Annotated in this window: 18 protein-coding genes and 1 riboswitch; of the genes, 16 read left to right on the forward strand and 2 right to left on the reverse strand. The window is 64.4% G+C overall.

The genetic code is table 11. The annotated features are described in order from the left end of the window. The first annotated feature begins 7 nt into the window (after positions 1-7). From F6B93_RS11130 to F6B93_RS11140, 3 genes are all read left to right on the forward strand, one after another. On the forward strand, positions 8-727 hold the full coding sequence (locus F6B93_RS11130) for a TetR/AcrR family transcriptional regulator (RefSeq protein ID WP_211699150.1): 720 nt from the start codon (positions 8-10) through the stop codon (positions 725-727). A gap of 110 nt (positions 728-837) precedes the next feature. After that, positions 838-1338: a VOC family protein gene (locus F6B93_RS11135; RefSeq protein ID WP_211699151.1), complete on the forward strand. Its 501-nt coding sequence runs from the start codon at positions 838-840 to the stop codon at positions 1336-1338. Continuing rightward, complete coding sequence (locus F6B93_RS11140) at positions 1335-2807, forward strand: FAD-binding protein (protein ID WP_211699152.1); 1473 nt, start codon at positions 1335-1337, stop codon at positions 2805-2807. Before F6B93_RS11135 ends, F6B93_RS11140 begins: the two co-directional genes overlap by 4 nt. 55 nt (positions 2808-2862) lie before the next feature. Here F6B93_RS11140 and bacA read toward each other — a convergent pair whose 3' ends face one another. After that, positions 2863-4782 (reverse strand): vitamin B12 ABC transporter pemease/ATP-binding protein BacA, encoded by a 1920-nt coding sequence (bacA, locus tag F6B93_RS11145; RefSeq protein WP_211699153.1) that lies wholly within the window; start codon positions 4780-4782, stop codon positions 2863-2865. Between the two features lie 70 nt (positions 4783-4852). On the opposite strand from bacA, the gene F6B93_RS11150 reads away from it, so the two are divergent. The 12 genes from F6B93_RS11150 to gcvP all read left to right on the forward strand — a co-directional run bounded on the left by F6B93_RS11150 (position 4853) and on the right by gcvP (position 18628). Beyond that, positions 4853-6496, forward strand: coding sequence for an acetolactate synthase (locus tag F6B93_RS11150; RefSeq protein WP_211699154.1), 1644 nt, complete (start codon positions 4853-4855; stop codon positions 6494-6496). 34 nt (positions 6497-6530) lie between these two features. Next, complete coding sequence (secA2, locus tag F6B93_RS11155) at positions 6531-8867, forward strand: accessory Sec system translocase SecA2 (protein ID WP_211699155.1); 2337 nt, start codon at positions 6531-6533, stop codon at positions 8865-8867. Between the two features lie 262 nt (positions 8868-9129). Beyond that, positions 9130-9759: a CDP-alcohol phosphatidyltransferase family protein gene (locus tag F6B93_RS11160; protein WP_211699156.1), complete on the forward strand. Its 630-nt coding sequence runs from the start codon at positions 9130-9132 to the stop codon at positions 9757-9759. After that, positions 9752-10675: a DUF881 domain-containing protein gene (locus F6B93_RS11165; RefSeq protein WP_211699157.1), complete on the forward strand. Its 924-nt coding sequence runs from the start codon at positions 9752-9754 to the stop codon at positions 10673-10675. Before F6B93_RS11160 ends, F6B93_RS11165 begins: the two co-directional genes overlap by 8 nt. 139 nt (positions 10676-10814) lie before the next feature. Beyond that, positions 10815-11147, forward strand: coding sequence for a small basic family protein (locus F6B93_RS11170; protein ID WP_211699158.1), 333 nt, complete (start codon positions 10815-10817; stop codon positions 11145-11147). A 5-nt stretch (positions 11148-11152) separates the two neighbouring features. Beyond that, complete coding sequence (locus F6B93_RS11175; RefSeq protein WP_211699159.1) at positions 11153-11977, forward strand: DUF881 domain-containing protein; 825 nt, start codon at positions 11153-11155, stop codon at positions 11975-11977. A gap of 36 nt (positions 11978-12013) precedes the next feature. Continuing rightward, positions 12014-12409: a glycine cleavage system protein GcvH gene (gene gcvH / locus F6B93_RS11180; RefSeq protein ID WP_211699160.1), complete on the forward strand. Its 396-nt coding sequence runs from the start codon at positions 12014-12016 to the stop codon at positions 12407-12409. 197 nt (positions 12410-12606) lie between these two features. Beyond that, positions 12607-13074 (forward strand): glycogen accumulation regulator GarA, encoded by a 468-nt coding sequence (garA, locus tag F6B93_RS11185; protein WP_425518542.1) that lies wholly within the window; start codon positions 12607-12609, stop codon positions 13072-13074. Then, positions 13071-13814 carry a transcriptional regulator FtsR gene (ftsR, locus tag F6B93_RS11190; RefSeq protein ID WP_211699162.1) on the forward strand — a complete coding sequence of 248 codons (744 nt, stop codon included), beginning with the start codon at positions 13071-13073 and terminating at the stop codon, positions 13812-13814. The genes garA and ftsR overlap by 4 nt, the downstream gene beginning before the upstream one ends. Positions 13815-13940: 126 nt before the next feature. Beyond that, the gene (locus F6B93_RS11195) at positions 13941-14435 is read left to right on the forward strand and encodes a bifunctional nuclease family protein (RefSeq protein WP_211699416.1); all 495 of its coding nucleotides are present in this window, start codon (positions 13941-13943) and stop codon (positions 14433-14435) included. A 294-nt stretch (positions 14436-14729) separates the two neighbouring features. Further along, on the forward strand, positions 14730-15362 hold the full coding sequence (locus tag F6B93_RS11200; protein ID WP_211699163.1) for a MerR family transcriptional regulator: 633 nt from the start codon (positions 14730-14732) through the stop codon (positions 15360-15362). A 94-nt stretch (positions 15363-15456) separates the two neighbouring features. Then, a riboswitch (glycine riboswitch) is annotated at positions 15457-15555 on the forward strand. 223 nt (positions 15556-15778) lie between these two features. Beyond that, positions 15779-18628 (forward strand): aminomethyl-transferring glycine dehydrogenase, encoded by a 2850-nt coding sequence (gene gcvP, locus F6B93_RS11205; RefSeq protein ID WP_211699417.1) that lies wholly within the window; start codon positions 15779-15781, stop codon positions 18626-18628. 40 nt (positions 18629-18668) lie between these two features. On the opposite strand, the gene pstS is transcribed toward gcvP, so the two are convergent. Then, entirely contained in the window at positions 18669-19781 is a 1113-nt protein-coding gene (pstS, locus tag F6B93_RS11210) for a phosphate ABC transporter substrate-binding protein PstS (protein ID WP_211699164.1), read from the reverse strand. Positions 19782-20225: 444 nt separating this feature from the next. On the opposite strand from pstS, the gene F6B93_RS11215 reads away from it, so the two are divergent. Then, the gene (locus F6B93_RS11215; protein WP_246541070.1) at positions 20226-20531 is read left to right on the forward strand and encodes a DUF732 domain-containing protein; all 306 of its coding nucleotides are present in this window, start codon (positions 20226-20228) and stop codon (positions 20529-20531) included. The last annotated feature ends 52 nt before the right edge of the window (positions 20532-20583 follow it).

Here is a 20583-nt window from a genome sequence, read left to right on the forward strand (position 1 = left end):
TGGCCGCGTGGGCAAGCGCCGGGACTCGCTGGAGCACCGAGAGCGCATTGAGGCGAAGATTATCGAATTGGGTCGACGCCAGCTGGTAGACCGGGGTGCGGCCGGAGTATCGCTCCGCGCGATAGCTCGCGAACTCGGGATGGTGTCGTCGGCCGTCTATCGCTATGTGTCCGGCCGCGATCAGCTGCTGGCATTGCTCCTGGTCGACGCCGACTCAGACCTAGCAGACGCCGTCGACCGTGCTCGTGACGGAGTCGTCGCCGACTCCTGGAGCGACGACGTCATCGCCATTGCTCATGTGGCTCGCCGCTGGGCAATCGCCCACCCGGAGCGATGGGCCTTGCTGTACGGCAGCCCGATTCCCGACCACCACTCACAATCCGACCGCCCTGCCGGGGTCGGCACCCGGGTCGTCGGGGCCCTCTTCGACGCGATCGATGCAGGTATCGCCATCGGAGATATCCGGCTGACCAATGACGTTGCACCACAACCGATGTCATCGGATTTCGAGCGAATTCGCCATGAATTCGGGTTCCCGGGCGATGACCACGTCATCGCCAAGTGCTTTCTGTTGTGGGCAGGCCTGGTGGGGGCGATCAGCCTGGAGGTGTTCGGGCAATACGGGACCGACACAGTGTCTGATCCCGAGGGATTGTTCGAGACTCAGGTTCGCCTCCTGACAGACATCCTGGCCCAGCATTCATGGGGATCTGGCGAACAGAATTAGAACGTGTTCAGCCGGCCCTTCGGGCCCAGTCCGTGCCGACCACGGCAAAGCTTTCCTCGTCATGCCGAGCCCTTTCTGGCGCCCAGCGGGCTGGGCTATCCTGCGAGACGATGCACCTCCCCGTTCAGTCACCGACACAGATCGCGTGGGTAACCCCGGACCTAGACGCCACCGAAATGGCCCTCACCGGGCTGTTAGGCGTCCGTAAGTGGGTGCGGATACCCGACGTGCACTTCGCTCCGGACACCTGCAGCTATCAGGGCGAGCCCGCCGACTTCGTCGCAAGCATCTCACTGAGCTATCTCGGCGATATGCAGTTGGAGCTGATCTGCCCGGTCCGCGGCGAGAATATCTATAGTGACTTCCTGCGCCGCTGCGGGCCTGGTCTACATCACATCTGTATGGAAGCTGACAGCCCGGAGGGATTCGAGGCCGCACTTGCGGAGGCGGCTGACCACGGCGCCGCGGTGGTACAGCGGGGTGTGATGCCCGGTGGAATTCAGTTCGGCTATGTGGCAGCGCCACAGGCTGGCGTGCCGTTCGTGGAGATTGCCTATTTCTCACCCGAGATCAAGGCGTTCTACGACTACATCAAACAGGAGCAGCGGTGAACGCCGACATACCCGCGACGGTCGAGGCGCAAACGGTGACAGCCTGGTCGGACGAGGTCGACGTGGTGGTGATCGGGTTCGGCATTGCCGGCGGCTGTGCCGCGGTGACCGCAGCGGCAGCCGGCGCGCGAGTCCTCGTGCTGGAGCGCGCAGCCGCGGCAGGCGGCACCACTTCGCTTGCGGGAGGGCACTTTTACCTGGGCGGCGGTACCGCGGTCCAGGAGGCGACCGGGCATCCCGACTCTCCCGAGGAGATGTACAAGTACCTGGTGGCGGTGTCGCGGCAGCCGGATCACACGAAGATTCGCGCCTATTGTGACGGCAGCGTGGAGCATTTCAATTGGCTGGAAGACCTCGGTTTCCAGTTCGAGCGCAGTTACTTCCCGGGCAAAGCGGTGATCCAGCCCAACACCGAGGGTCTGATGTTCACCGGCAACGAGAAGGTCTGGCCGTTTCTCCAGGAGGCGGTGCCGGCGCCGCGCGGCCACAAGGTGCCGGTCCCTGGTGACACCGGTGGCGCCAGCATGGTGATCGACCTGCTCCTGAAACGAGCCGCGCTTCTCGGGGTGCAGATCCGCTACGAGACGGGCGCCACGGGGCTCATCGTCGAGGGGTCGGGCGCGAATACCCGCGTGGCCGGAGTGCGATGGAAGAAGTTCTCCGAAACCGGTGCCATCAAATCGGACGCGGTGATCATCGCTGCCGGAGGATTTGTGATGAACCCCGACATGGTCGCGAGGTACACACCGAAGCTGGCCGAGAAGCCGTTCGTGCTCGGCAACACCTACGACGACGGCTTGGGTATCCGGATGGGTGTCTCGGCCGGCGGCGCCACCGAGCACATGGATCAGATCTTCGTTACCGCTCCGCCGTATCCGCCGCCAGTCTTGCTGACCGGGATCATCGTCAACAAGCTCGGACAGCGCTTCGTCGCGGAGGACTCTTACCATTCGCGAACCGCCGGGTTCATCATGGATCAGCCAGACAGTGCGGCGTACCTGATCGTCGACGAGAGCCATTTGGAGCACCCGACAATGCCGCTGGTCCCGTTCATCGACGGTTGGGAAACCGTGGCCGAAATGGAAGCCGGGCTGTCAATCGCGCACGGCAACCTCAGCGCGACGCTGGATCGCTACAACGCCCATGCCGCCCGCGGCGCGGATCCTGACTTCCACAAACAACCGGAATTCCTTGCCCCGCAGGACAAAGGGCCGTGGGGGGCATTCGACATGTCGCTGGGCAAGGCAATGTACGCCGGGTTCACCCTGGGCGGGCTGACCACGTCGGTGGACGGGCAGGTGTTGCGGGCCGACGGTACGGCGGTGGCGGGTTTGTACGCAGCTGGGGCGTGCGCGTCGAACATCGCGCAGGATGGCAAGGGGTACGCCAGCGGGACCCAGCTGGGTGAGGGGTCGTTTTTCGGTCGGCGTGCCGGGGCGCACGCCGCGGCGGGGGCGCATCCGCGATAGGGGTCCAGCGGCGGTGCCTCGGGGTCGCGGGCGCTGCGGCCGTGTTCGGAGGAAATTAAACGCTGGCCGGTGCGGCCCCAGCCCGCATCAGCCGCCACTGGCCCTCGCCGAGCAGTTCGAGTTGGTGTTCGTGGTGCTGCTCGACGGTGGACCGATGGCTAACGCTGACCACCACACAGTCTGGCAATTCGGCGCGCACCAGCTGATAGAGGGCGAATTCGAGCCCTTCGTCGAGGGCCGCGGTGGATTCGTCAAGAAAAACCGCCTTGGGTTTGGTGAGCAGTATGCGGGCGAACGCGACGCGCTGCTGCTCACCGGGCGAGAGCACCTTGGCCCAATCCTGTTCCTCATCAAGGCGATTGACCAGCGGGGCCAGTGCCACTTTGGTCAGCGCGTCACGCAGTTCCTCGTCGGAGAGCACTCCCGACGATTGCGGGTAGGAGACCACCGTGCGGAGATCGCCCAGCGGAACATAGGGCAGCTGGGACAAGAACATCGTGTCGTTGTCGCCCCCAGGCCGTCGCAGGGTGCCCGTCGCGTACGGCCACAGTTGCGCCAGGCTGCGCAGCAGCGTGGTCTTGCCAGCACCCGAGCGGCCAGTGATCACCAGCGAGTCGCCGCTGCCCAACTGCAGGTCAAGCGGGTCGATCAGCCGGTCACCGGTCGGCGTGCGTACCTCGACATTCTCGATATGAACCGACCCGTCATCGGTCGGCTCAGCCGCAACGGCCGGCAACGCGCGACCCTTTTCGTTCGCGTCGACCAGTCCGTGCAACCGGATGATGGCCGCGCGGAAGGAGGCGAACGCGTCGTAGTTGTTCCGGAAGAACGACAGCGAGTCGAAGATGTTTCCAAACGCCATCGCCGTCTGTGTGACGTCACCGAAGTGGATTTGATCGGCAAACAGTCGGGGTGCCTGGATCACCCACGGTAGCGGGACGATGGTCTGGCTCACCGACAGATTCCATCCGTTGAACCCGATGCTGCGGCGCACATAGCGGCGATAGTTGGCGATGACCGGGTTGAACCGGCGCGACAGCTGAGCGCGCTCCACGCGCTCGCCGCGATAGAAGCCCACCGCCTCGGCCGCATCCCGCAGGCGCACCAAGGCATAGCGGAAAGCCGCGTTGAGCTTCTCGTTGCGGAAGCTGAGCCAGATAAGTGGGCGCCCGATGATGAACGAGATGATCGTGGCCACGAATACGTAGATCAGCACCGTCCAGAACATTGCCCGGGGGAAGGTGAAACCGAGGATGTTCAGCGGGCCCGAGAGATTCCACAGGATCGCCGTAAAGGAAATGACCGAAATGATCGATTGCACGGCCCCGAATAACAGCGTGGTACCTGTGCCGTTGGAGGGTGCGTTCGGGGTGCCACCGGCACCGGCGGTGAAGATGTCGACGTCTTGTTGGATGCGCTGGTCCGGGTTGTCGATGGTTTCGTCGATGAACAGGTCCCGGTAGTAGGCCCTGCCGTGGAGCCAGTCCTCGGTGAGGTGGTCGGTCAGCCAGACGCGCCAAGCGATGATGAAGCGCTGCGTGAGGTAGATGTCGGCCATGACCCGCGCTACGTGCAGCACCGCCATCACGCTGAATACCCCGATCGACATCCAAAATCCATGCACACCTGAGCGTTTGACCGCGTCGTCGTCGGCGGCGATACCCTCGAAGGCCTTCTGCAAGGCCGTGTACATGTCGTTGCCCTGGTAGCTGAACAAGACGTTCAGGCGCACGGCCAGCACGACCGAGAACAACAGCACACCGAGCATCAGCCACACTCGAACGCTGTCGGGGCCTACAAAGTACTCGCGGGTGATGCGCCAAAACTGCTTGCCCCACGGTGTCAGGTATCTGAACAAAGCCAGCGCGACGAGCACGCTGATGGCGCTGATCGTCCAGGCTTTACCGATCCAATACAGAGAATCCAGGGGTGCCCCGGACCAGTCGATGGATGGCGTAAAAGGTGTCGGGCCCAAGGTCGATATCTCCTCACACAACGGAAATCCTTCGGCGAAGGTACCCGACGATTGTCGCTAGGCTGCCGATATGAGCATCGACGCCGTACCCACCGAGACCATGCATGCGGGCCGACTCATCGCGCGCCGGCTTAAGGCCAGCGGCATCGACACGCTATTCACCCTGTCGGGTGGCCACTTGTTCTCCATCTACGACGGCTGTCGCGACGAGGGCATCCGGCTGATCGATACCCGCCACGAGCAGACCGCCGCCTTCGCCGCAGAGGGCTGGTCGAAGGTGACCCGGGTGCCCGGAGTCGCCGCGCTCACCGCGGGACCGGGCGTCACGAACGGGATGAGTGCGATGGCCGCCGCACAGCAGAACCAGTCACCACTGGTGGTGCTCGGCGGTCGCGCGCCGGCGGCGCGCTGGGGGATGGGCTCACTACAAGAGATCGACCACGTGCCGTTTGTCGCGCCGTTGTGCCGCTTGGCAGCGACCGCGCAGTCAGCCGACGACGCGGGTCGGCTCATAGACCACGCGTTGCAGGCCGCCGTCGCGGCCCCCTCCGGTGTGGCGTTCGTCGACTTCCCGATTGACCACGTGTTTTCCCTGTCGACTGATGACGGGCGCCCCGGCGCGCTGGCGGACCTGCCGGCGGCGGCAGGTGCCGATCACCAAGCGCTCGATCGGGCAGCTGACCTGCTATCGGCGGCGCGCCGGCCAGTGATCATGGCCGGCACCAATGTCTGGTGGGGCCACGGGGAGCAGGCTTTGCTGCGTCTCGCGGAGGCGATGCGGATTCCGGTGCTCATGAATGGGATGGCTCGTGGTGTGGTGCCCGCCGACCACGAGTTGGCGTTTTCGCGGGCGCGGGCAAAAGCGTTGGGGGAGGCCGACGTTGCCGTGGTGGTTGGAGTCCCGATGGACTTCCGACTGGGCTTCGGCAAGGTGTTCGGAGAGCATACTCAGCTTGTTGTGGCTGACCGCGCCGAACCGCAGCGCCAACCTCCGCGGCCCATCGCCGCGGGGCTCTACGGCGACCTGACGGCGATCCTGTCGGCGCTGGCCGAACCGGGCGGCACCAACCATGAGGACTGGATTGACGAGTTGCGGACGACGGAGACCGCGGCCAGAGACCAGGAGCGCTCCGAGCTCGCCGATGACCGGTCTCCACTGCATCCGCTGCGCGTTTACGCCGAGCTGGCGCCGCTGCTGGACCGTGACGCCGTGGTTGTGATCGATGCTGGCGATTTCGGCTCCTACGCCGGGCGGGTCATCGACAGCTATCTGCCCGGTTGCTGGTTGGATAGTGGCCCGTTTGGCTGCCTTGGGTCGGGTCCTGGATATGCCTTGGCCGCCAAACTGGCGCAACCGCAGCGACAGGTTGTGCTGCTGCAGGGCGACGGCGCCTTCGGTTTCAGTGGCATGGAATGGGACACCCTGGCCCGGCACCACGTGCCGGTCGTGTCGGTGGTGGGCAACAACGGCATCTGGGGGTTGGAAAAGCATCCGATGGAGGCGCTGTACGGCTATTCGGTGGTAGCCGAACTACGTCCGGAAACCCGCTACGACGAGGTGGTGCGTGCTCTCGGTGGGCACGGCGAGCTGGTGTCGGCGCCCGGCGAACTTCGCCCGGCGCTAGAACGTGCCTTCGCCAGCGGTCTTCCCGCAGTCGTCAACGTGCTCACCGAGCCAAGCATCGCCTACCCGCGCCGATCGAATCTCGCCTGACGGGCCTCGCCGGAAGGTCGCGTACCGTTGGGCTGTGCCCAAGACCAGCCATACCCAACCGGGCCGCCTGAGCAGCCGATTCTGGCGGCTTCTCGGCGCAAGTACGGAAAAGACCCGAAGTCGTTCCATGGCGGAGGTATCCGCGTCGGCCGAGTACGACAAGGAAGCTGCCGATCTGGACGACGAGAAGCTAGTCAAAGCAGCCCGGCTGCTCAACCTCGACCAGCTCGCCCAGTCCCCCGACGTCCCCCAGTTCCTCGCGATTGCCCGCGAGGCCGCCGAGCGGACGACCGGGTTGCGTCCGTTTGAAGTGCAGCTACTGGGCGCACTGCGCATGCTCGATGGCGACGTGATCGAGATGGCGACCGGTGAGGGCAAGACCCTCGCCGGTGCGATCGCCGCCGCCGGCTACGCCCTGGCTGGTCGGCACGTGCACGTCGTGACCATCAATGACTATTTGGCCCACCGCGACGCGGAGTGGATGGGCCCGCTGCTCGAGGCGATGGGCCTGACGGTCGGGTGGATCACTGCAGAATCGACGCGGGCGGATCGCAGTGCCGCTTATGACTGTGATGTCACCTACGCCTCGATCAACGAAATTGGCTTTGACGTACTGCGCGACCAGCTGGTGACCAACGTCGACGATCTGGTATCCCCGAACCCGGATGTAGCTCTCATCGACGAAGCCGATTCCGTCCTGGTCGACGAGGCGCTGGTGCCGCTGGTGCTGGCGGGAACTACCCACCGGGAGACACCGCGGCTAGAGATCATTCAGCTGGTCGGTCAGCTCGTTGGGGCCTCCGACACCGACGAATACTTTGCCACCGACGCCGATAGCCGCAACGTCCACTTGACCGATGCCGGGGCGCGGAAAGTGGAAAAAGCCCTCGGTGGCATCGACTTGTACTCCGAGGAACATGTTGGCACCACGCTGACCGAGGTGAACGTCGCGCTGCACGCCCATGTGCTGTTGCAACGCGACGTGCACTACATCGTCCGGGACGACGCGGTGCACCTGATCAACGCCTCGCGGGGCCGCATCGCGCAACTGCAGCGCTGGCCCGATGGCCTGCAAGCAGCGGTCGAAGCCAAGGAAGGCATCGAGACCACCGAAACGGGCGAGGTCCTCGACACCATCACGGTGCAGGCATTGGTCAACCGGTACGCGACCGTGTGCGGGATGACCGGGACCGCGCTGGCCGCCGGCGAGCAGCTGCGCCAGTTCTACAAGTTAAGCGTTTCACCGATACCGCCCAATACCCCGAACATTCGCGAAGACGAATCCGATCGGGTGTACATCACCGCTGCGGCCAAGAACGACGCGATCGTCGAACACATCGCCGAGGTGCATGAAACGGGGCAGCCAGTCCTCGTCGGCACGCGCGACGTTGCCGAATCCGAGGAGCTGCACGAGAGGCTGCAGCATCGCGGCGTGTCCGCCGCGGTGCTCAACGCAAAGAACGATGCCGAGGAGGCCCGGGTGATCGCCGAGGCCGGCAAATTCGGCACGGTCACGGTGTCCACCCAGATGGCTGGGCGTGGCACCGATATTCGGCTGGGTGGATCAGACGAGGCCGACCATGACCGCGTCGCCGAACTGGGCGGACTCCATGTGGTTGGCACTGGCCGGCATCACACCGAGCGGCTGGACAACCAGCTGCGCGGCCGGGCCGGGCGCCAGGGCGACCCAGGGTCATCGGTGTTCTTCTCGAGTTGGGAGGACGATGTCGCCGAGGCGAACCTCGATAGCAACAAGTTGCCTGCGGAAACCGACGAAGACGGCCGGATTGTCAGCTCGAAGGCAAGTAGTCTGCTCGACCACGCCCAGCGCGTCGCCGAAGGTCGGCTCCTGGACGTGCACGCCAACACGTGGCGGTACAACCAACTCATAGCTCAGCAGCGCGCCATCATCGTGGACCGGCGTAACACGTTGCTACGCACCGCAACCGCGCTCGAGGAGCTCACCGAACTGGCGCCGGAGCGGTACCAGGAGCTGTCTGACGAGGTGTCCGACGAGCGCCTCGAAGAGATCTGCCGGTTGATCATGCTGTATCACCTCGACCGTGGCTGGGCAGATCACCTCGCCTACCTGGCTGATATTCGGGAAAGTATCCATTTGCGGGCGCTGGGCCGGCAGAATCCGCTCGACGAGTTCCACCGGCTTGCGGTCGACGCGTTCGCGTCCCTGGCCGCTGATGCGATCGAGGCAGCCCAACAGACCTTCGAGACCGCCAATGTCCTTGAAGACGAGGCGGGACTTGATCTATCCAAGCTGGCCCGGCCGACATCGACATGGACGTACATGGTCAACGACAACCCGCTGTCCGACGACACCTTGTCGACCCTGAGCCTGCCCGGGGTGTTCCGCTGAGACCACCTCCGTCGGCCCGCGCGCGGACCGCATCGTCACCGGGCTGGGCTGGATTGCCCGGCTCGCCCCCTCGCCGCGATGCGGCTGGGGGTGCCCCCACCTCGGTCCGCGCGCGGACCGCATCGTCACCGGGCTGGGCTGGATTGCCCGGCTCCTCCTCGGTCCGCGCGCGGACCGCATCGTCACCGGGTCTGGCTCAATTGCCCGGGTCCCTCTCAGTCCGCGCGCGGGCCGTAACGTCGCCGAGCTAGGGTCACAGCTCATGGAGCCGGTGCCCGCACAGAATCGTGTGTTGACGGTGCCCAACGCGCTGAGCATCGTCCGCCTGGCCCTGATTCCGGTGTTGGTTTACGCGATGCTTTTTGCCCACGCAAACGGCTGGGCTGTGGCGATTCTGATGTTCAGTGGTGTCTCCGATTGGGCGGACGGCAAGATCGCACGGCTGCTCAATCAGTCGTCGCGGTTGGGCGTGCTCCTCGACCCCGCCGTCGATCGCCTCTACATGGTCACGATCCCGATCGTTTTTGGGCTGAGCGGGATTCTGCCGTGGTGGATTGTTGTCACGCTGCTGGCGCGCGACGTGGCTCTGGCAGCGACCCTGCCGCTCTTGTTGAGCCGCGGAATCTCGGCACTACCGGTGACCTACGTTGGCAAGGCCGCGACCTTCGCCCTCATGGTGGCCTTTCCCATCATCCTGCTTGGACAATGGGACGCACTGTGGAGTCGCGTGGTGGGGGCCTTTGGTTGGGCATTCTTGATCTGGGGTATGTACATGTACCTCTGGGCATTTGTGCTGTATGCGGTGCAGATGACCCTGGTGGTGCGGCGCATGCCCAGGGTCCACGACCGGACTCGTCGGCAGGTCGCGCGAAACGCAGGTGAACATGGTTGAACCTGATCGGCGCCTCGGCGGGTACGACCCCAATGCGGGTTACCGCGCCCACGCCGCTCGCCCGCAGCGCATCGCGGTGCCGTCCTTACTGCGTGCTTTGCTGTCAGAGCATTTGGATCCCGGCTATGCCGCCGCAGCAGCCGACCGGGCTCGCTCCGGCACCCCTCGGGGTGGGCGCGCCCGTGCTATCGGCTGGATGTGGCAGGCATTGGCGGCGACTCTGGTCGCCACGGTATTTGCTGCTGCGGTAGCCCAAGCACGTACGGTGGCCCCCGGCGTGCATGCCGCCCAACAGGTGCTGGCAAAAAACGTGCGTTCGACGCAGGCCGCCGCGACCGAATTGACTCAACGCCGGCGCGCCTTGTCGGCGGAAGTCGACGACATGCGACGGCGCACACTCGCCGACGACGCCACTGGACAACGGCTGTTGAACCGGCTGGACGCGCTCAGTTTGGCGGCCGCGAGTACCGCGGTGATCGGCCCTGGCGTGACGGTGACGGTGACGGATCCAGGTGCCGGTCCGAACCTTTCCGATATGTCCAAGCAGCGGGTGACCGGTAGCCAGCAGATCATCCTGGATCGCGATTTGCAGCTCGTTGTCAACTCGTTGTGGGCGAGCGGTGCTGAGGCCATATCGGTCGATGGGGTCCGGATCGGGCCGAACGTCACGATCCGGCAGGCTGGCGGAGCGATCCTGGTCGACAACAACCCCACCACGAGCCCGTATACAGTCCGTGCGATCGGTCCGCCGCATCTGATGCGCGATGCTTTTGACCGCAGTCCTGGTCTACACCGACTGCGGCTCCTGGAGATCTCCTATGGTGTGGGGGTCAGCGTCGACATTGGTGACGGGCTGGCATTGCCGGCCGGATCGATCCGGGATATCAAGTTCGCCAAAGAGATTGGGCCGCCCTAGTGAGAGAGATCCTGCCCTCGTGAGAGAGATCCTGCCCTCGTGATAGAGATCCTGCCCTCGTGAGAGAGATCCTGGTGGTGCAGATACGGTTCGAAGGAGCGCGTCAAATGCTGGACATGCGGACGGGGATGCGGAGCACATGATCGGTATCGCGGCTCTGGCCGTTGGTATTGTGCTCGGCCTGGTGTTTCATCCCAGCGTGCCTGACGCGATCGAGCCTTACTTGCCGATCGCGGTGGTCGCCGCCCTCGACGCGGTGTTCGGTGGGCTGCGCGCCTACCTCGAGGGGATCTTTGACCCGAAGGTCTTCGTCGTCTCGTTCGTATTCAACGTCTTGGTCGCAGCACTGATCGTCTATGTTGGCGACCAGTTGGGCGTTGGCACGCAATTGTCCACCGCCATCATCGTCGTCCTGGGCATCCGCATCTTTGGCAACACCGCCGCGCTGCGGCGGCGGTTATTCGGAGCATGACGGCAATGAGTCAGATTCCTCAGGACCCCGCATCAGATGCTCCGACGGCCGCGCAGCATGGTCGTCACGAACTCGTGGGGGACCAGTCTCGCAGCGAGATCGGGCGCCAGACAAGGCTCTCCGCGATGCTGCGGGGTGGTCGCTCACGACTGGTGTTTGGGATGTTGGCGATCGCATTGTGCGTGCTGCTCGGGGCTGCATTAGCTACCCAGGTCCGCCAGACCGAGTCCGGTGACTCGCTGGACACGGCGCGCCCGGCCGACCTGCTCGTGCTGTTGGATTCGCTGCGGCGGCGGGAGGCCACCCTGAATAGCGAAGTGACCGAGTTGCAGAACACCCTGAACTCGCTTCAGGCCTCCGGGGACAACGACCAGGCGGCCATAGAAAACGCCCAGGCCAGATTGGCCGCGCTGTCCATCCTGGTCGGCGCCGTGGGCGCCACCGGTCCGGGCGTCATGGTCACGATCGACGATCCCGGGCCAGGCGTTGCACCCGAAGTCATGCTCGATGTGATCAATGAGTTGCGGGCCGCCGGTGCCGAGGCGATCCAGATCAACGATGCTCATAGTGCCGTGCGGGTCGGAGTCGATACGTGGGTAGCGGGTAGTCCCGGTGAGCTGACCATCGACGGCAAGGGTCTGTCCCCGCCGTATTCAATTCTGGCGATTGGTGATCCACCGACCCTGGCCGCGGCGATGAAGATTCCCGGCGGAGCGGTTGACAGCGTCAAACGTGTCGGCGGACGGATGTCCGTGGAACAGGCCGACCGGCTAGACGTGACCAGCTTGCGACAACCAAAACCACACCAATACGCTCAGCCCGTCAAATGAACGAATCCGACCGAAACCAACCAGAATAGGATCAACGTGACCGATATCCCAGCCGATCTGCAGTACACCTCCGACCACGAGTGGATTCGCCGGAGCGCGGCGGACACGGTGCGGGTCGGGATCACCGACTTTGCCCAGTCGGCACTCGGCGACGTCGTCTTCGTTCAGCTGCCGACGGTGGGCGACGATGTCACCGCCGGCGAATCCTTTGGCGAAGTGGAATCGACGAAATCGGTGTCAGACCTTTATGCGCCTCTGTCGGGCACTGTGTCTGCGGTCAACGCGGATCTGGAAGGCAACCCACAACTAGTGAACTCCGACCCCTACGGAGCGGGCTGGCTGCTTGAGATCCAGGTCGACGGCTCGGGTCTGGAGTCCGCCCTCAAGGACTTCCTCGACGCCGAGGCCTACCGCGGCACGCTTACCGAGTGACTGTTGCTAAGGTCCCAGCCAGCATCGTGTGCGACGATGCGGGGCTGCAACTGACCTGCGCACCCGTGCGCGGTACGGTCGAGAAACTAGGACCGAAGGCAGTTGGGCAATAATAGGCAGCAAATCGTAGGAGAATCCGGCGAGCGGCGCGGTCAGACAACGCCACAGCGGTCAGTGAGGAGCAGCGGGTGACGGATATGGAGAAGGACCAGACCTCGAACGAAGTCACCGTGGAGACGACCTCCGTCTTCCGCGCGGACTTCCTCAGCGAGCTGGACGCCCCTGCACAGGCGGGCTCGGAAAGCGCAGTCTCCGGTGTGGAAGGGCTCCCAGCGGGTTCGGCGTTGCTGGTCGTCAAACGCGGGCCCAACGCCGGATCTCGCTTCCTGCTCGACCAGGCGATCACGTCAGCTGGCCGCCATCCCGACAGCGATATTTTTCTCGACGACGTTACGGTGAGCCGTCGCCACGCCGAATTCAGATTGGAGAATAACGAATTCAGCGTGGTCGACGTCGGGAGCCTCAATGGCACCTACGTCAACCGTGAGCCCGTGGATTCGGCGGTGCTGGCCAACGGCGACGAAGTCCAGATCGGCAAGTTCCGCTTGGTGTTCTTGACCGGTCCCAAGCAGGGCGGCGACGACGGGGGCACCGGAAGCCAGTGAGCGCACCCGATGGCCCCGCGCTGGCCGGGATGTCGATCGGGGCGGTCTTGGACTTGCTACGACCGGATTTTCCGGATGTCACCATCTCCAAGATTCGTTTCCTGGAGGCCGAGGGGTTGGTGACGCCACAGCGGGCCGCATCGGGATACCGCAGATTCGCCGCGTACGACTGCGCACGGCTGCGCTTCATCCTCACCGCCCAGCGCGATCACTATCTGCCACTGAAGGTGATTCGAGCACAGCTGGACGCCCAGCCGGACGGGGAACTGCCGCCGTTCGGTTCGTCCTACGGCATGCCGCGATTGGTGTCGGTGGGCGACACCGAGGCCGATGACACCAGATCCGACACTGCGGCGGTGTCGCCCACCAGCGTCCGGCTCAGTCGAGAGGATCTGCTGGAACGCTCCGGAGTGGACGACGACCTGCTTACGGCCTTGCTCAAGGCCGGGGTGATCACTACCGGACCAGGGGGGTTCTTCGACGAACATGCCGTGGTGATTCTGCAATGTGCACGGGCACTGGCTGACTACGGTGTAGAACCACGACATCTACGGGCTTTCCGCTCCGCGGCGGACCGCCAGTCCGACCTGATCGCCCAGATTGCGGGCCCGTTGGTCAAAGCGGGCAAGGCCGGCGCCCGTGACCGTGCTGACGACTTGGCACGGGAGGTGGCCGCGCTTGCCATCACTTTGCACACCTCGTTGATCAAGGCCGCCGTTCGCGACGTTCTGCATCGCTGAGGACTAGACTTTCCTCGACAGCTTGGTGTTCGACAACGTGAGCAAACGCATGGTGTTCACCGCGTCGTCGTGCCGAGTGGGAGTGGGACACGGTGGCATGTGCGCATGTGCGGAGGGCAGACGCAGATGAGTGAAGTTCGTGTTGTCGGCATTCGCGTCGAGCAACCGCAGAACCAGCCGGTGCTGTTACTGCGCGAAGCCAACGGTGACCGGTACCTGCCGATCTGGATAGGCCAGTCGGAGGCGGCCGCGATTGCCCTGGAGCAGCAGGGCGTCGAACCGCCACGTCCGTTGACCCATGATCTCATTCGGGATCTCATTGCGGCACTGGGGCATTCGCTTAAAGAGGTGCGCATTGTCGATCTGCAGGAAGGCACGTTCTATGCGGATCTGATCTTTGATCGCGATGTCAAGGTGTCCGCGCGGCCGTCGGACTCGGTGGCGATCGCGCTGCGGGTCGGTGTGCCGATCTATGTCGAGGAGGCTGTGCTTGCCCAAGCCGGCCTGTTGATCCCGGACGAGGGCGACGAGGAATCCAACAGCGCCGTTCGCGAGGACGAGGTGGAGAAATTCAAGGAGTTCCTCGACAGCGTGTCGCCCGACGATTTCAAGGCCACCTAACGGCGGGCGGTGCAGTTGCGGGGCGGCCCACGTCGGTGCCACCGCGCCTTTTGCGAGCGTCGCCTGGGCTTTTTGCGGTAGGCCAGCAACGTCACGGATACGTCTCATCTCAGACTGCGATGTCGACACGCCTGCCGCTTAGCGCCGCCCGATCCCAGCGACCGCCATACTTTGATCACGACGTGATGGTTAACCGGCAGCATCGAACAGCGTATGCTTCTAGCACTCGGGCCCGAGCAAACATGGCAGTCGGGGCAGCCAGTGACAAGCGCGCGATCGGCGAGAGGAAGCAACGTGAGCGAGCAGCCACGCCAAGACCAGCTGGACCTTGCTGACCACCCCGATTCCGCTGCCACCGGCCCCCACGGCGTCACCCCATCGAGCCAGCCGATGCAGCCGGGACTCTTCCCTGACGACTCCGTTCCCGATGAGCTGGTCGGCTACCGCGGACCGAGCGCGTGCCAGATCGCCGGAATCACCTACCGCCAGCTGGACTACTGGGCACGCACATCGCTGGTGGTCCCGTCGATCCGCAGTGCCGCAGGCTCCGGCAGTCAGCGGCTCTACTCCTTCAAGGACATCCTGGTTCTCAAGATCGTCAAACGATTGCTCGATACCGGTATCTCGCTGCACAACATCCGGGTCGCCGTCGATCACCTGCGTCAGCGCGGCGTCGAGGATCTGGCCAACATCACTTTGTTCTCCGACGGCACAACCGTCTACGAGTGCACGTCGGCCGAGGAAGTTGTCGACCTGCTGCAGGGTGGACAGGGAGTCTTCGGCATCGCTGTGTCCGGCGCGATGCGTGAGCTGACCGGCGTTATCGCCGACTTCCGCGGGGAGCGCGCTGACGGCGGCGAGTCGATCGCGACACCGGAAGACGAACTCGCTTCCCGACGCAAGAATCGCGACCGCAAGATCGGCTAGCGGCGTGCCGCGTACGGTCACCGTGCCGGCCGGACGGACTCGCCCACCTCGATTAGTCTCCGCCCAGGTAATCCGGGTAAACTCGGATGCGCATCGCCCACGTGCGGGAGAGTTCCGTGACCGCCAGTTACGGACGCCGAAGGAGCAACACCTCTCCGTCAACCTCTCAGGCACCCCGGACCGCGCGGGCCCCGATGCCTCTGGAAAGCGGTGAGCCGATCCGTCGGTTCACCCGCCCATGGGGAAAGGCAGCCGTATTCCGTTGCGGTGAACCGGTTGTCGAATCTCTCAGGCGCCCGACTCGGGTGGACGACAGAGGGAGAGGACCACAACGTCAAACTCGGCGACACGGCGGGCCGCCCGAATCCCGAGGACGTTGCGGCTCCACCCAACCTCAGGAGTCCGGAGTGCCCGAACTGAACACGACCCCCAGCCAGCCGAGCTTCCAAGACCGCCACATCGGCCTTGACAGCCGGGCCATCGCAACCATGCTCGCGGTCATCGGCGTCGACTCGCTTGATGACCTGGCAGCCAAGGCAGTCCCGGCGGGCATCCTCGATACCCTCACCGCCACCGGCGCCGCCCCGGGGCTCGACGGGCTCCCGCCGGCCGCTAGCGAAGCCGAAGCCTTGGCCGAGCTGCGGGAGCTGGCCGACGCCAACACCGTTGCGGCGTCGATGATCGGGCAGGGCTACTACGACACGATTACCCCCGCCGTGCTGGTGCGCAACGTGTTGGAGAACCCGGGCTGGTACACGGCCTACACCCCCTATCAACCCGAGATCAGTCAAGGTCGGTTGGAAGCGCTGCTGAATTTCCAAACCATGGTCAGTGATCTCACCGGCTTCGAGATCGCAAACGCATCGATGCTCGACGAGGGCACCGCGGCCGCCGAAGCCATGACATTGATGCACCGCGCGGCTCGGGGCTCGGCGAACCGGCTGGCGGTCGACGCCGACCTGTTCACCCAGACGGCGGCAGTGTTGGCTACTCGCGCCCAGCCGCTGGGCATCGAGATCGTCACGGCCGACCTGCGCGAGGGTCTGCCCGCCGGCGAGTTTTTCGGTGTCATCACGCAGCTACCCGGCGCCAGCGGCCGCATCACGGACTGGTCGGCGCTGGTGGAGCAGGCCCACGACCGCGGCGCACTGGTTGCCATCGGGGCGGACTTGTTGGCGCTGACCTTGCTGACGCCGCCCGGCGAGATCGGCGCCGATGTCGCGTTCGGCACCACGCAACGGTTCGGTGTCCCAATGGGATTCGGCGGCCCGCACGCTGGATATTTGGCGGTGCACGACAAGCATGCCCGCCAGCTTCCCGGCCGCCTGGTCGGTATATCCGTCGACAGCGACGGCACGAGCGCGTACCGCTTGGCGCTGCAGACTCGCGAGCAGCACATCCGCCGCGACAAGGCCACCAGCAACATCTGTACCGCGCAGGCGCTGCTGGCGGTGATGGCCGCGATGTACGCCAGCTACCACGGCGCCGACGGTCTGACTGCTATCGCGCGGCAGGTGCATTCCCACGCACGTAACGTGGCGGCCGGTCTGGCCAGCGCCGGCGTCGAGGTGGTGCACTCGGCGTTTTTCGACACCGTACTCGCCAGGGTGCCCGGCCGGGCACTGCACGTTCAGGCCGCCGCCAAAGAACGCGGCATCAATGTGTGGCGCGTCGATGACGACCACATTGGCGTCGCCTGCGACGAAACGACCACCGACGACCACGTTGCGGCCGTCCTGTCGGCATTTGCGGCGACACCGGCTCCCGACAGCTTCGAGGGCCCGGATATCGCAACGCGCACATCGGAGTTCCTGACGCACCCCGCGTTTACGCAATACCGCACCGAGACGTCGATGATGCGCTACCTTCGTGCGCTCGCAGACAAAGATATTGCGTTGGACCGCAGCATGATTCCGCTTGGCTCGTGCACGATGAAGCTGAACGCCGCCGCGGAGATGGAGTCGATTACGTGGCCGGAATTCGCGAGTCAGCATCCTTTCGCGCCGGCAGCTGACACTCCGGGACTGCGCAAGCTCATTGCTGATCTGGAGAGCTGGTTGGTTCTGCTCACTGGGTACGACGCGGTTTCGGTGCAACCCAACGCCGGATCGCAGGGCGAGTACGCCGGCTTGTTGGCGATCCACGAGTATCACGCCAGCCGGGGCGAACCGCACCGGGATGTTTGCCTGATCCCGTCGAGCGCCCATGGCACCAACGCGGCTTCGGCGGCGTTGGCTGGGATGCGGGTGGTCGTGGTGGGCTGCCATGACAACGGCGATGTCGATCTCGACGAGCTGCGCGCCAAAGTCGACCAACACCGCGACCGGCTTTCTGCCTTGATGATCACCTACCCGTCCACTCACGGGGTATACGAGCACGACATCGCCGACATCTGCGCCGCGGTGCACGACGCCGGCGGCCAGGTATACGTCGATGGTGCCAACCTCAACGCGTTGGTCGGACTGGCCCGGCCGGGCAAGTTCGGCGGCGACGTCAGCCACCTGAACCTGCACAAGACGTTCTGCATTCCGCACGGTGGTGGCGGGCCCGGCGTCGGACCGATCGGGGTGCGCTCGCATTTGGCCCCGTTCCTGCCGGGGCACCCGTTTGCTCCGGAACTGCCGCACGGTCATCCGGTGGCTTCGGCACCGTATGGGTCGGCGTCAATTCTGCCGATCACCTGGGCCTACCTGCGGATGATGGGCGCTGAAGGGCTGCGGAAGGCATCGTTGACCGCGATTACGTCGGCGAACTACATCGCGCGTCGCCTCGACGAGTACTTCCCGGTGCTCTACACGGGCGAGAATGGCATGGTCGCCCACGAATGCATCCTGGATCTGCGCGGTATCACGAAGTCGACCGGTGTGACCGTCGACGACGTCGCGAAACGTCTAGCGGATTACGGATTTCATGCTCCAACCATGAGCTTCCCGGTTGCCGGCACGCTGATGGTCGAGCCCACCGAGAGCGAAAGCCTGGCCGAGGTGGACGCCTTCTGCGATGCCATGATCGGCATCCGTGCCGAGATCGATCGAGTCGGCTCGGGGCAATGGCCCGCAGACGACAATCCGCTGCGCGGTGCTCCGCACACCGCCGAATGCCTGGTGGTCTCCGACTGGAATCACGCCTACACCCGTGAGGAGGCCGCTTACCCGCTCGGCGCAGCGTTTCGGCCCAAGGTCTGGCCCGCTGTGCGTCGCATCGACGGCGCCCACGGCGATCGCAACCTGATTTGCTCGTGCCCGCCGTTGGAGGCTTTCGCCTGAGTTATCGCCTGGCCCAGGGACCTACCACGCCGGAGGTTGATCACGAGATTGCGTTCACCGCGGTCGACAAACGCGAATTGAACGACTCCGGAATAGGCACATACCCGTGCTCCGCCAAACCATCCTGGCCTGCGCCGATGGTGCTTTGCAGGAAGGCCTTTACCGCCGCGCCGACCTCGGGATCTGGATACTTCGAGCACACAATCTCATAGACCGCGAGCACGATCGGGTAGGAGCCGGACTCGCTTGGCCGGTAGAACGAGATGGTGTCGAGGACGAGGTCGTTGCCTTTGTTGATGATCCCCGCCGAGGCAATCGTCTTCGCCACCGACTCGGTGCTGATCGTCACCGGATCCGGACCCGCTGACGTGATGATCTTGGCCATGTCCAGCTGTTCTTGCTGGGCGAAGGACCATTCGGTGTAGCTGATCGATCCCGGGGTGCCTTTGACAGCCGAGGCGGCGCCGGCGTTGCCCAAGGCGCCGGAGCCGACACCGCCGCTGAACGTCTTTCCGGCGCCCTTACCCCACGCACCGTCGCCAGCGGTGTCGAGGTATCGCTGGAAGTTATCCGTGGTCCCGGACAGATCGCTACGGAACACGACACGAATGGGATCAGCGGGCAAGGTGACACCGGAATTCAACGCCTGGATCGCAGGATCGTTCCAGGTGGTAATGCCACCGTTGAAGATCTTCGCGGCCGTGCGACCGTCGAGGGTCAATGCGGTCACGCCGTCGACGTTGTAGGTAATGGCGACCGGTCCGAACACCACCGGCAGGTTCCACGCCGGCGAACCGCAGCGCTGCTGGGCAGCGGCGTACTCCTCCGGGATCAACGGCGAGTCCGAGCCACCAAAATCGGTCGTGTTGCCCGTGAAGTCGGCGATGCCGGCGCCCGACCCGTTGGCCGTGTAATTCAGCCTATGCCCCGCACAAGCGTGCTCGAAGGCTTCGACGAACCGAACCATCGCGTTGGCCTGGGCCGTCGACCCGCTGGCGGTGAGCGTCTTCGTTCCGCCGCAACTCACACTCGCCGACAAAGCGCCCGTCGACACACTTGGTTCGCTTGCCTTGTTGTCGCTGTTGCAGGCCGACAGCACCAGCGCAGCCGTAACCAGACAACCTGGCAGGGCGCTAAATCGGTTGATCTTCAATGGAGTTCCTTTGAACTAGTTCCCCTGATCGAAAGCGGAACTAGGACCGCCGTCAGCAGGGTGCAACACTACTGCAGCATAGGCGCACCGGACCTTAATGGCCGGTGACATCGCGGCGTCCTGATAGTGAACTGGAACCAATCACGGCCGCCGCAGCGCCAACCGGTACTCCGTGCGGTCCGGGGCCGCCCGAGGGGCCTTCGCCGCGCGGCCGGCACCGGGATTGTTTACCATAATCCGTGCCGGCTCCCAGTTGGCTGGCATGTGAACAAAACATGTACAACTACCGACCAACCTGGAACCGCAGGCATGGTGCCCGCCAAAATTGGACTAGTAGCCGAACCGCCAGCGTCGGCGGCGTATTGGCGTCCACACGACATCGCCCTTCGGCACGACATCTCACTTCAGCTTCAGGGGGCACCCCACATGGTTAACCGCCTTTTTATGGCTATGGCGGTCGCATGGATTGGCCTTCTCATACCACTGGCAACAGCACAGGCCGACACCATCGACGACAATTTTCTGGCAACGCTGCGGTCGGAGGGCATTACCGACCACATCTCTACCTCACACGCTATCCAGGCTGGTCATGTTGTCTGCGTGAAACTGGACAACGGCCTGAGCCCAGGAGATGTGGTGCGTGACGTGTTGCTGAGCAGCAGCATGCCCGCGTATCACTCCGGCTTCTTCGTCGGCGCGAGCATCGACGCGTACTGCCCACGGCACAAGGCCGAGATTCCCACCGGCTAGGCCCCCGGGAGAGCGGCGTGCCGCCGCAGCGATCTGGTTAGGGTTGCCGTGG

This window comes from Mycobacterium spongiae, assembly GCF_018278905.1.
Classification (GTDB): Bacteria; Actinomycetota; Actinomycetes; order Mycobacteriales; family Mycobacteriaceae; genus Mycobacterium; species Mycobacterium spongiae.